Here is an 11,523-nt window from a genome sequence, read left to right on the forward strand (position 1 = left end):
TTGTGAAATACAACAATCTTCGCAACCAAATTTTGAGCCGGTGCCGGTATGTTTGCCGCCGACATCACGAGATTCCAGACGCAACCGGAAGCGGCGGCCTTAAGGCCGGCCGATGGCAGAGCATGAGCATTTCACAGGCAGTCGAGGCGGCGGACAATGGTTCGGGATCCGAGTTCCGCCGTGGCGTGACGTCATGCGCGCCGGTGCTGTTCGGCACCATCCCTTACGCGCTGGTGCTCGGCGCCCAGGCCACGCAGAAAGGGCTGAGCACGGTCGAATTGTCCATGATGACAGGGCTGAACTTCGCCGGCGGCTCGGAATTCGCGGCGATCCAGTTGTGGACGTCGCCGCCGCACATCGTGCTCATCGTCGCCATCACCTTCCTGGTCAACAGCCGTCATCTGCTGATGGGAGCGGCACTGGCGCCGTTCCTGCGCGATCTGCCGAGGCGCAAGGTCTTTCCGGCGCTGTTTTTTATGTGCGACGAAAGCTGGGCGCTGGGCTTGGCCGATGCCAGGCAGCGCGCAGCGGCAGGCATCACGCCGGCCTTCAGCCCGCGCTATTATATGGGCGCGGCACTGGCGATGTATCTCACCTGGGTGGTCTTCACCACGCTGGGTGCCGTGCTCGGTCCGATGCTCGGCCATGTCGAGACCTACGGTTTCGACATGGCGTTTCCGGCGGTCTTCCTGGTGCTGATGCGCGGCATGTGGACGAGCATGGCCGCGGCGCGGCCGTGGCTGGTCAGCCTCGTCGTCGCGGCGCTGTTTTATCTCTTCGTCCCGGGCGCCTGGTATGTCGCCGCCGGTGCGGTATCGGGGCTGGTCGCGGCCTGGCTGATGACAGGTGATGCATGATCGACGTAGCGACCCTTCTCACCATCGTGCTGATGGCCGGCGTTACCTACCTGACCCGGATCGGCGGCTATGTCGTGTTGCGCAACCGCACGCTCAGCGCCCGCGCCACGGCGGTGATGGAGGCGGCGCCCGGCTGCGTGCTGATCTCGGTCATCGCGCCGGCCTTCGTGTCGAGGAATCCGGCCGACCTTCTGGCGCTGGCCATTACTTTTGTTGCTGCGACACGGCTTTCCATGCTGCCGACCGTGCTGATCGGGATCGGCGCGGCGGGGCTGTTGCGGCATTTCTTGGGATAGCAAAAGGCCAATTGCTGGTTGTTTCACAAGGCCTGTGGCCACTGTTGGGCGGCGTGTATGACGGTAAGGATTTCGATAGTATCTCTGCCTACGCGATAGGGGATGATATAGGGAATATCGACCAAAACGAGTTCTCGAGTCGCTTTGATGCGCCCAACGCGACCCATGGCCGGCTGTTCGGTGAGCAGTTCCGCCGCCGACAAGATGCGGGCAATGACACGAGCGGACGCTTCGGGGCTGTCTTTCTCGATGTGCGCGCCGATCTCGTCAAGCCGACGCAATGCCCGCTTGGTCCAACGGATTGTCTTGCGGCCCATAATCAGCCGGCGGACTTGACGTATTTCCCAATCACGGCGGCCAACTCTTGCTCATTGGCAAATTCACCGCGCTCAGCCTCCGCCAATCCGGCCTCTATCTCGGCGAGCTGCCATTCCTGGCGGGCTACAAAGTCCTCAATGGCCTGGGCGGCCATATAAGAGCGCGAGCGGTCGAGCTTTTCGGCAAGCTGGTCGAGCCTGTTTGTCGTGTCATCGGGGAGGCGCACGGTAAAAGCGGCCATGGTTGTAATTCATCCTGGTTCACTATGACTATCAGTGAACCAGAATGGTTCGTCAAGGTTGCCGTACCCCAAAGGCCGTCTCGCTTACTGGTTCTGTGCTGCATCGGGACGCAAGCAGCGAGGGCTGCCGCGGCAAGAAAAAGGCAGACGCCGGAGCGCCCGCCTTCTCGAAGTCTTTATGCCTTTACGCCGCCGCCGCGATACCCTGGCTGGCGGCCACCACGGCGTCGACCTTGGCGGTCGCCTTGGCGAGCGCCGATGTCACCGCGTCAGGGCCCATGCCGACGCCTTCGATGCGGATGACGTCGACATCGGTCATGCCGAGGAAACCGAGCACGCCGCGCAGATAGGGAATGGCGTGATCGAACTGCACGGCAGCACCTTCCGAATAGATGCCGCCGGAAGCGAGCACGATATAGACCTTCTTGCCGGTGACGAGGCCCTTGGGGCCGTTTTCGCCATAGGCAAAGCTCTTGCCGGAGCGGGCGATGTGATCGACCCACGACTTCAGCGTCGAGGAGATGTTGAAGTTGATGAAGCCGGTGGCGAGGATCACCGTGTCGGCTGCGAACAGCTCGTCGAGCACGACATCGGAAACGCCGACCACTTCGGCCTGGCGGGGAGTGCGGGCTTCGGCCGGCGTGTAGATGCCGCTGGCATAGTCGGCGTCTATATGCGGCAGCGGGTTGGCGACGAGGTCGCGCACGACAAGCGTGTTTGACGGGTCCGCGGCAAGCAGCTTCTCGGCGAATTCGGTGGCAATGCGGGTCGAGTGCGAGGCAGCGCCGCGGGGGCTCGAGGTTACAAGAAGAATGGACATAGCGGGTCTCTCCAGTGGAATTGAATTGTCCCGCCACATATGGGGCTATCGACCCATTCGATAAACTGGTATATTTCCTATACGATCCATCAACAAAATAGATACAGTGATGCAGCCCAACCCGACGCTCGACCAACTTCAGATCTTTGTGGCAGTCGCCGAAACCGGTAGTTTCTCGGCCGCCGGCCGCAAGCTCAACCGGGCGCAGTCCGTCATCAGCTACGGCATCGCCAATCTCGAGGCGCAACTCGGCCTGAAACTGTTCGAGCGCGAGGGCACGCGCGAGCCGCAATTGACCGGGATCGGCCGGGCGATGCTGGAGGACGCACGGCGCATGGTCGGCGTGCTGCAGCGCATGCGCTCGCGCGTCGACGGCCACCATCAGGGTTTGGAGGCCGAAGTGGCTCTGTCGGTTGATTCTGCGCTGCCCTCGCCGGTGCTGGTTCGGGTGCTGAAGGCATTCGAGGCGCAGTTCCCGACCGTGATGCTGCGCCTGCATATCGGCTCGCTTGGATTGATCCCGGATCACGTCGTCAATGGACAGGCCGATCTCGGCATTGGCGGCCTGCTGGGCGAGGTCGACGTGCATCTTGTGCGCATCGGCTTCATGTCGATGGTGCTGGCTTCCGCCCCCACCCACCCGCTGGCACTGCTGCCGAAACCGGTGGCGATCGAAGATGCGCGCGAACACACGCAGCTTGTCGTCACCGACCAGTCGGAGCGCACCAAGGGGCGCGACTTTGGCGTCTTTGCCTACCGCACCTGGCGGCTGACGGATCTGCGCACCAAGCATACGCTGATGCGCGAGGGGCTGGGCTGGGGCGGGCTGCCGCGCTGGCTGATCGCCGACGATCTGGCGAGCGGCCGTTTGGTGGAGCTCGACCTCGAGTCCTTCAGGGAGGTGAGTTCGCCGCTGTTTGCCATGCATCGCAACGATCGCAGCCCGAAGCCGGCGGCGGCCTGGCTGATCGACCAGTTCAAGCGCCAACTCGGCTGCTTCAACGAGTTCGAGCCGGGCGAGGTGCCTGAGGAGGAGCCGGAGACAGTCCCTTGATCAGCGCCATGAGAACGGCGCGGTAATCCTCGGCCGAGGCGCCGGCCTCGATCGCCAGGGCGGCCCGGTCGAAGGCTGCGCCGAGCAGTGCGGTCAGCGCCTCCGCCGGCAATCTCGTCATCGTCTGCGCCCGCATTGCCGCGACCAGCCCCTCGCGCAGCGAGCGGTTGCCGTGGCGGTTGTCGATCGCGTCCATGGCGGCTCGGCCGAGCACGGCCGGCCCGTCGAGCAGCAACAGCCGCGTGCGGCCGGGTGCGCGCATGGCGGCGAGATAGGCATCGGAGCCGGCAATCAGTGCATCGCGCGCATCGAGCGATGGCGGCGAGGCGTGCTCGATCTCCTCGGCGACAGCTGCCGCCTCCCGCTCGACCACGGCGGCAAACAGCGCCTGCTTGTCGGCGAAGTGATGGTAGAGCGCGCCGCGCGTGACGCCGGCGGCGGCAACGATCTCCGGCGTGCCAGTCTCGGCATAGGATTTTTCCGTAAACAGCTTTCGCGCCGCGGCAATCAGGTCGGCGCGCGTCGCTTCGGTGCGGTCGCGGTTGGAGCGGCGTGCGGCTTCCTGTTGCATACATGCAGCCTGTATGTTAATTCAATTTACATGCAGACTGTATGTTAGTCGACGGGAGAAGGAAAGATGAAGACCACGAGCTATTACCCGGTGTTGATGACCAGCGACGTCGCCGGGACGGCGGCTTTTTATGTCAAGCATTTCGGCTTCCAGCCGCTGTTTGAGAGCGACTGGTACGTGCATCTGCAATCGGTGGACAACAAACGCGTCAACCTGGGCATCGTCCAGGGCGACCACGAAACGATCCCGGAAGAGGGGCGGGGCCGCACCTCGGGTCTGCTGATCAATTTCGAGGTTCGCGACCCGGACGCGGTCTATGAACAGGTCGTTGCCGCCGGCCTGCCGATCCTGCGTTCTCTACGCGACGAACCCTTCGGCCAGCGCCATTTCATCACCAAAGATCCCAACGGCGTGCTGATCGACGTCATCAAGCCGATCCTGCCCAGCGAGGAGTTTCTGGCGCAATATGCGGAGGGGGCGGCGGGAGCCTGAGCGCCCCGTCTCAGCTCGCTCTTGCCACCGGCGTCACCGTTACCTGGCTGACGCCGGTGCGGCGCACGACGGTGCACAGTGTTTCGCGGCCGATGCGTTCGGCGTCGAGCATGCGCACGAGGTCGTCGACGCCGGTGACAGGACGGCCGTCGATGGCGGCGATGATGTCGCCCTCCTTGAGGCCGGCCTTGGCCGCCGGGCCATCCTTCTCGACGCTGCGCAGCCGCACCGCCGTGCTGGTCGACACTTGCGACAGCAGTGCTGCCCGGCGCGGCAAATTGGTGGTGTCGGCCGAAATGCCGATGAAGGCGCGGCGCACGCGGCCGAAACGGATGATCTCCGAAATGACGAAATTGGCGGTGTTGGAGGCGACCGCAAAGGCGATACCTTGCGCGCCATGGATCATGGCGGTGTTGACGCCGATGACCTCGCCGGCCGACGACACCAGCGGCCCGCCGGAATTGCCGGGGTTGAGCGCTGCGTCGGTCTGGATGACGTCGTCGATCAGCCGGCCGGTCGAGGCGCGCATCGAGCGGCCCAGCGCCGAGACGACGCCGGAGGTGACGGTCCATTCGAAGCCCAGAGGATTGCCGATGGCAATGGCGATCTGGCCGCGCCGCAGCCGCTTGGAATCGCCCAGCGGCGCGACATCGGCAAAACTGCCATCGGCGCGCACCAGCGCGATGTCGGTGTCGGGGTCGCGGCCGAGCACGCGGCCTTCGCTGGACGATCCGTCAGGCATCGAGACGCGCACTGTCCTGGCATCGCCGACGACATGGAAATTGGTGACGACCAAACCGTCCGGCGCGATGACGAAGCCGGAGCCATGGCCGCCCTGACCCCCAATGCGCTCGATGCGGCAGACGGCCGGCCCGATACGATCGACGGCGTCGGCGACCGTCGTCGAATAGGCGTCGAGCAATGTGTCGTCGGCCAATGTGTCGTTGGATTGGAACTTGGCGGCGGCGAGGGCCATGGAAGGGCTCCGTGTTTTCAGGCTTGATCGTGACTATATGTGCGGAGCGGCTGGAACCGCCGCGACCTGACCAGATGGCCAGTCAAACCAGCAACTAGCCGTCAGGCGAGTACCTCCAAGCGCGCTGTCGAGCGATATCTGGGGCATGGATGAACCCAGGAGACCAATATGACCGATTTCAATCTGAGTGCGTTTTCGGAAGCCATCGCCGATCTCGCCGCCAAGGCGGCGCCAGCAACGGCGAGTTTCGCCACGCATCATCACCGCACGGCAAGCGCCTTCCACTGGCGTGACGGCTATTTCGTCACCGCCGAAGAGGCCGTCGAGGCCGGCGAGGAGATCGAGCTGGTGCTGGCCTCGGGCGAGACGGTGAAGGCCGAACTGATCGGCCGCGATCCTTCGACCGGGGTTGCCCTGTTGAGGCCGGCCACTACCGTCAGCGCCGCGCCGTTGGCCAAGGCCGATGCGGTACGGCCCGGCAATCTCGCCATCGCCATCGGCAACAGCGATGGTTCCGCTTTGGCCGTCTCAGGTTCTGTCGGCGAAGTCGGTCCGGCCTGGCGCTCGATGCGCGGCGGCACCATCGACCGGCGCATCAATCTTGCCGTCGGCGCCGGCGGCCGTTTCGAGGGCGGCCCGGTGCTCGATGCCAAGGGCGCGCTGATCGGCATGCTGTTGTTCGGACCGCGCCACAGGGCACTGGTGATGCCTTACGAGACGATCGAGCGAGCGGTCGCGACCTTGCGCGAAAAGGGCCATGTCGCGCGCGGCTATCTCGGCGCCGGCCTGCATCCGGTGCGCGATCGCGACGCGCGGGGCGCGATGGTGATGAGCCTCGATGACGATGGTCCCGCCAAGGCCGCCGGTCTCTCGCTCGGCGACATCATCGTGGCGTGGAACGGCGAGGCCGTGCATGGCCCGCGCGAGCTGATCCGCAGGCTTGGACCCGACAGCGCCGGCGCTTCGGTGACGCTCGGCGTGGTGCGTGGCGGTGAACAGCGCGATGTCGCGCTGACAATCGGCGAAAAGCCGCTTTCCTGAGAGGATTGATGGACACGCTCACCAGTGATCGGATCATGCATGACGGCGCCGTCTCGCGGCGGCTGGTGGTGCTGATTGCGCTTGGCGATGCGGGGCGCGCCGAGCGCCTGGCGGCCTCGCTTGCTGTGAGCGAAGACCTGTTGCCGGTCGTGGCCGGCAGAGCCGATGTCGCCATCGTTGACGACAGCAGCGGTGATGCCGTGCCGGCCGCCGTTCCACGGGTGCTGTTGTCGGGACGCGCCAATGTCGAGCGGCCCGCCGGTGAGGTGTTGGCCGTCATGCCCGCGGGCGCGGACGATTTGTTGATCGCCGCGGCGGCGCGGCTGGCCGCGGCCGGCTATCGCGTATCGGGCGACGGCAGAAGCGGTCGTCATGAGCATTTCCATACCGGCGATGGCGAGCCGTTCGAGGATGAAGCCTCCGACGAGCATGCCGTCCGGCCTTCGCTGTCGCCGCGCGAGGCGGAAGTGCTGGCGTTGCTGGCCGAGGGTGCGCCCAACAAGGTGATCGCGCGGCGGCTCAACATCTCCGTGCACACGGCGAAGTTCCACGTCGCCGCAATCCTGATCAAGCTCGGTGCGGCCAACCGCACCGACGCGATTGCCATTGCGATGCGGCAGGGGCTGGTGCTGGTTTAGGGATGATGTCCAGGGGCAGGAACTGGGCGAACATTGCCAAGTCTGCGCCGCCCCTCATCCGCCTGCCGGCACCTTCTCCCCGTATAGTGACGGGGAGAAGGAAGATGCCGCGCCGTTGACGCTTGCTTCTGGAACGTTGATGATTGGCGAAAGCGACGATTACGGCGTCTTTCTCCCCGTCACTATACGGGGAGAAATGCCCGGCAGGGCAATGAGGGGCGGCGCGACGTTGCGGATGAGGTATGCATCATCTGGTCGGGATTCCGAACTCGTCGTAACCGAGTATCTCGTCTTCCGTCATCGGGTGGTCGCGCTTTGGTATTCGACCTGCTCGCTCAGAAATTTCCCGAAGCTTGACGATCAGCTCAGATTCTCCCGACCGAGACACCATGCTTTCGCGAGCAATCTCGTTTTCGAGGTTCTGCCGGATCGCCTCCGTCGCCGACACGCCGCGGCTGCTGGCGAGTTGACGCGCCAGTAGCGAGATCTCCGCATTCTTAATCGACAAGGCCATTTGATGGTCTACCATTCTGTACGGAATATATACCCAACCCTCCGCAGCGTCACCATGGCTTCCCGTAGCAAGCTCTTGTATCCCGCTTCGCCACGAGCAAGGATCACAAACAACCATACTATGCAGGCGGAGGAAAAATGTCGCTCAAGGGAAAGACGCTGTTCATCTCCGGCGGGTCGCGCGGCATCGGGCTGGCGATCGCGCTGCGCGCGGCACGCGACGGCGCCAATGTGACGATCGCGGCCAAGACCGCCGAACCGCATCCGAAGCTGCCGGGCACGATCTATACGGCGGCCGAAGAGATCGAGCAGGCCGGCGGCAAGGCACTGCCTGTGCTGTGCGACATCCGTGAGGAAGCCCAGGTGGCCGAGGCGGTCGCCAGGACCGTGGAAAAGTTCGGCGGTATCGACATCTGCGTCAACAATGCCAGCGCCATCCAGCTCACCGGTACGCTGGAGACCAACATGAAGCGCTACGATCTGATGCATCAGATCAACACGCGCGGCACCTTCCTGGTGTCCAAAATGTGCATTCCGCACCTGAAGTTGGCGCAAAATGCTCACATCCTGAATCTGGCGCCGCCGCTCGACATGAAGGCCAAGTGGTTCAAGAACCACGTCGCCTACACGATGGCCAAGTTCGGCATGTCGATGTGTACGCTGGGCATGAGTGCGGAGTTCGCCAAGGACGGCATTGCGGTCAATTCACTGTGGCCGATCTCGACCATCGATACGGCGGCGGTGCGCAATCTGCTGGGCGGCGCGACGGTGGCGGCGATGAGCCGTTTGCCCGACATCATGGCCGATGCCGCGCATGCCATCTTCATGCGGTCGGCGCGCGAGGCATCAGGCAATTTCTACATCGACGAGGAGGTGCTGCGCGCCGAGGGCGTCAGCGACTTTTCGATCTATGCGCCTGATGCGACCGGGCCGCTGGCTGGAGACTTTTTTGTCCCGGACGAGGTGTTTGCCAATTCGGGCACGAAGGTCAAAAGCATCTACTGACGGAAATCACGCCCTACCGGCGCTGCCCCTCATCCACCTGCCGGCGTTCGTCGCTCGAAAAGCCCGCCGCGCGGACCGCTTCTTACCTCCCCATATGGTGACGGGGAGAAGGGAGTTGCCTCACGCCTCGTCCTTCTTGCCTTTGCTCAGGCCCATCAGCCGGTCGATATAGGCGAGCATGAAGGCCGAGACGACGAAGGCGAGGTGGATGATGGTCAGCCACATCAACTGGTCGGCGGTGTAGGACGACGAGTCCAAAAACACCTGCAGCAGGTAGATGGAGGAGATGGCGACGATGGTCGAGGCAACTTTGACCTTCAGCGAGCCGACATCGATCGTGCCCAGCCAGTGCACGCCGCCGTCCTGGTCGTCAAAGCGGCTGACGAAGTTCTCGTAGCCCGAGATAATGACCATCACCACCAGCGAGGCGACCAGTGCGGCATCGATCAGCCCGAGCATCTTCAGGATGGTGTCGGTGTCGCCGAGCGTGAAGGCCACGGTGACGAACTCATAAAGCTTCTTGCCAAAGGACAGCGCATAGATGGCCAGCGCCACGCCCAGTCCGAGATAGAAGACGACCAGCAGCCAGCGAAGCGAGAATGATCGATTCGATGGCGAGTTCAAGACGCTTCATGAGGTGGTTCCGGTTGGCTCTCTACGGGCAGCAAGCCGTATTTCGGTCAGGTCGCCCCGGTTTGCAAGACAAAGTTCGCAAAACAAAAAACCCCGCCGGAGAGGGTCCGGCGGGGCTCAATGCGTCCCGCTGGAGTCGGGACGGGGCAGGGAACGCCCAGCCCTGAATCTGGGGTAGGTGCGCCTTCGATTCAATGAGCCCGATTGCATACCGGTACAATTCTTGTTGAACCCGGAAGGTCGATCCATCCCCGGCAGAGCCGGGGATGGATGCTTCTCGTACTGATTCCACAAACCAGGTCATGGTTTTGAAATCATGACCTAATTGTTGCTGGCCACAGGCGCCACCAGCGATGTGATGCGGCGGATGGCGACGCGCCGGTTCTCGCGGTGGGGCGCCGCGGTGTTGACCTTCAGATACTCCTCGCCATAGCCCTGTGTCGTCAGATTCTCCGGCGGGATGCCGAAGGCGTTGGTCAGGGCCTCCGCCACCGCTTCGGCCCGGCGGTCGGACAGAGCGAGGTTCGCCTCCGGCGTGCCGACGGCGTCGGTATGACCTTCGATCAGGAAGGTCTCGGCCGGGTTCTTCTTCAACAGTCTTTCCATAGCGGTGGCGACGCCCTCAAGCTTCTGCACCTCGGTGTCGGAGATCGAGGCCGAGCCGAATTCGAAGTTGAGCGTGTCGAGATCGACGCGCCGTGCGATGTCGCGCACGCGGGCCGAACGCTTGACCTCGTCGATCGAATAAAGACGCTGGACCTTCTCCACCGGCGGCTGTTCGAGGAAGTCGTAATAGTCGTCCGGGCTCTCGACATCCTCGGAATCGAGGATGTACTCCCGGCGCGGGATGGTCAGCCGCATCGGCGGCAGGTCGTCGCCGGGATCGCGCCAGTCGCCCTCATCCTGATAGTCCTGCTCGTCGACATAGCTCAGCACATATTCGCGACCATCAGGCGTGATGCGCGAACGCTGGATGACATCGCCGTAGCGGTTGCGGATGGTGACGATCTGGACGCCATTGCCGCGCTCGACCGTCTCGCGTGTGCGGCCTTGCGGCAGATCTTCGTAGTAGACGTCCTTGGCACCGCGATTCATGCGCGGGCCGTCATTGCTCTGGACGATGGTCTGGCCGCCGAGCTGGATGATGACGCGGTCGCCGATCTCCTTGAGCACGTCGACGCCCTTGGGGCGGCGGCGGTCGCGGATGTTCTCGTCGGGCGCACGATCAAGACGCTTGCCTTTTTCCTCTGTCACCGGAACCATCTTCTCGGGCTTGATCTCCTGCTGTGCGGCCTTGTCGTCGGTCGGAGGCGGGCCCTGGTCGACGGGAGCGGCCACCGGCTTCTGACCCTGATCGCCGCCCTGCTGGGCATTCTGCCCACCATTCTGCTGCTCGCCATTCTGCTGGCCGTTCTTGTCGCCATGTTTCCGGCCGCCGCCCTTGCGCTCGGCATCCTTCTGGCTGTCCAGGATGGGGGCAGCGTTGGGATCGGCAGGTGCTTCGCCCTGCACAGGGTTTTCGCCCTGGACTGGTGCTGCCGCCTCGCCATTGGCCGGCTGCTTGCCGGTGGCGGGTTGTTCGCCGGTCGCGGGCTTCTCGCCATTGGCAGGTTGCTCACCGGTGGCCGGCTGCTCGCCGACCGGTTTCCTGCCGTGCTTCTTGGTCTTGTCCTGGGGCTGCTCGCCCTGGGCCGCAGGCTGTTCGCCGGCGGGGGCCGTCGCCTCTCCAGCGGGAGCTTCCTTCGGCGTCGGGGCGACTTCAGGCTCGGCCTGCTGGTCCTGCTTCTTCTTGCGAGGCTTGGGCTGATTGTCGTTGGCCGGTTCTGCCTGGCCTGCCGGCGCCTGCTCGGTCTGCTGCTGCTGATCACGCTTCTTCTTGCGCGGCAGCTGTTCCTCGGCGGCTGGAGCGACCTGTTCGGCCGGCGCCTGCTCGGTCTGCTGCTGCTGATCACGCTTTTTCCTGCGCGGCAGCTGTTCCTCGGCGGCCGGAGCGGCCTGTTCGGCCGGCGCCTGTTCGGTCTGCTGCTGCTGCTGGTCGCGCTTTTTCCTGCGCGGCAGCTGTTCCTCG

General features: G+C 64.0%; 14 protein-coding genes and 1 pseudogene. 7 read left to right on the top strand and 8 right to left on the bottom strand.

What is annotated here, in order from left to right:
* The first annotated feature begins 122 nt into the window (after nt 1-122).
* Nucleotides 123-857, top strand: a complete 735-nt coding sequence (locus FCU66_RS23520) for an AzlC family ABC transporter permease (RefSeq protein WP_136617972.1) — start codon at nt 123-125, stop codon at nt 855-857.
* Entirely contained in the window at nt 854-1,153 is a 300-nt protein-coding gene (locus FCU66_RS23525) for an AzlD family protein (protein ID WP_136617971.1), read from the top strand. Before FCU66_RS23520 ends, FCU66_RS23525 begins: the two co-directional genes overlap by 4 nt.
* A 23-nt stretch (nt 1,154-1,176) precedes the next feature.
* On the opposite strand, the gene FCU66_RS23530 is transcribed toward FCU66_RS23525, so the two are convergent.
* The 3 genes from FCU66_RS23530 to FCU66_RS23540 all read right to left on the bottom strand — a co-directional run bounded on the left by FCU66_RS23530 (nt 1,177) and on the right by FCU66_RS23540 (nt 2,532).
* Nucleotides 1,177-1,470, bottom strand: a complete 294-nt coding sequence (locus tag FCU66_RS23530; RefSeq protein WP_136617970.1) for a type II toxin-antitoxin system RelE/ParE family toxin — start codon at nt 1,468-1,470, stop codon at nt 1,177-1,179.
* 2 nt (nt 1,471-1,472) lie between these two features.
* A complete protein-coding gene (locus FCU66_RS23535) occupies nt 1,473-1,712 on the bottom strand; it encodes a CopG family ribbon-helix-helix protein (protein ID WP_136617969.1) in 240 nt (79 codons plus the stop codon).
* 184 nt (nt 1,713-1,896) lie between these two features.
* The gene (locus FCU66_RS23540) at nt 1,897-2,532 is read right to left on the bottom strand and encodes an FMN-dependent NADH-azoreductase (protein WP_136617968.1); all 636 of its coding nucleotides are present in this window, start codon (nt 2,530-2,532) and stop codon (nt 1,897-1,899) included.
* Nucleotides 2,533-2,641: 109 nt separating this feature from the next.
* On the opposite strand from FCU66_RS23540, the gene FCU66_RS23545 reads away from it, so the two are divergent.
* Complete coding sequence (locus tag FCU66_RS23545) at nt 2,642-3,586, top strand: LysR family transcriptional regulator (protein ID WP_136617967.1); 945 nt, start codon at nt 2,642-2,644, stop codon at nt 3,584-3,586.
* On the opposite strand, the gene FCU66_RS23550 is transcribed toward FCU66_RS23545, so the two are convergent.
* On the bottom strand, nt 3,531-4,157 hold the full coding sequence (locus FCU66_RS23550; RefSeq protein WP_136617966.1) for a TetR/AcrR family transcriptional regulator: 627 nt from the start codon (nt 4,155-4,157) through the stop codon (nt 3,531-3,533). The genes FCU66_RS23545 and FCU66_RS23550 overlap by 56 nt on opposite strands.
* A gap of 66 nt (nt 4,158-4,223) precedes the next feature.
* Between FCU66_RS23550 and FCU66_RS23555 the strand changes: the two genes are divergently transcribed.
* Nucleotides 4,224-4,649 carry a VOC family protein gene (locus tag FCU66_RS23555; protein WP_136617965.1) on the top strand — a complete coding sequence of 142 codons (426 nt, stop codon included), beginning with the start codon at nt 4,224-4,226 and terminating at the stop codon, nt 4,647-4,649.
* 10 nt (nt 4,650-4,659) lie between these two features.
* Here the strand turns inward: FCU66_RS23555 and FCU66_RS23560 are convergent, their stop codons facing one another.
* Nucleotides 4,660-5,625: a S1C family serine protease gene (locus FCU66_RS23560; protein WP_136617964.1), complete on the bottom strand. Its 966-nt coding sequence runs from the start codon at nt 5,623-5,625 to the stop codon at nt 4,660-4,662.
* A gap of 168 nt (nt 5,626-5,793) precedes the next feature.
* On the opposite strand from FCU66_RS23560, the gene FCU66_RS23565 reads away from it, so the two are divergent.
* The gene (locus tag FCU66_RS23565) at nt 5,794-6,666 is read left to right on the top strand and encodes a S1C family serine protease (protein ID WP_136617963.1); all 873 of its coding nucleotides are present in this window, start codon (nt 5,794-5,796) and stop codon (nt 6,664-6,666) included.
* Nucleotides 6,667-6,674: 8 nt separating this feature from the next.
* A complete protein-coding gene (locus FCU66_RS23570; RefSeq protein WP_136617962.1) occupies nt 6,675-7,304 on the top strand; it encodes a helix-turn-helix transcriptional regulator in 630 nt (209 codons plus the stop codon).
* A gap of 247 nt (nt 7,305-7,551) precedes the next feature.
* Here FCU66_RS23570 and FCU66_RS23580 read toward each other — a convergent pair whose 3' ends face one another.
* Nucleotides 7,552-7,818, bottom strand: a complete 267-nt coding sequence (locus FCU66_RS23580) for a type II toxin-antitoxin system VapB family antitoxin (RefSeq protein WP_136617961.1) — start codon at nt 7,816-7,818, stop codon at nt 7,552-7,554.
* Nucleotides 7,819-7,955: 137 nt separating this feature from the next.
* On the opposite strand from FCU66_RS23580, the gene FCU66_RS23585 reads away from it, so the two are divergent.
* Entirely contained in the window at nt 7,956-8,822 is an 867-nt protein-coding gene (locus tag FCU66_RS23585; RefSeq protein WP_136617960.1) for an SDR family oxidoreductase, read from the top strand.
* A 120-nt stretch (nt 8,823-8,942) separates the two neighbouring features.
* Here FCU66_RS23585 and FCU66_RS23590 read toward each other — a convergent pair.
* Nucleotides 8,943-9,456 (bottom strand): annotated as a pseudogene (locus FCU66_RS23590) (TIGR00645 family protein).
* A gap of 320 nt (nt 9,457-9,776) precedes the next feature.
* Nucleotides 9,777-11,523: OmpA family protein (locus FCU66_RS23595; protein ID WP_246093995.1), on the bottom strand; the 1,747-nt coding region annotated here is incomplete at its 5' end.

Origin of the sequence: Mesorhizobium norvegicum, from assembly GCF_004919685.1 — a bacterium.
Taxonomy (GTDB): domain Bacteria; phylum Pseudomonadota; class Alphaproteobacteria; order Rhizobiales; family Rhizobiaceae; genus Mesorhizobium; species Mesorhizobium norvegicum.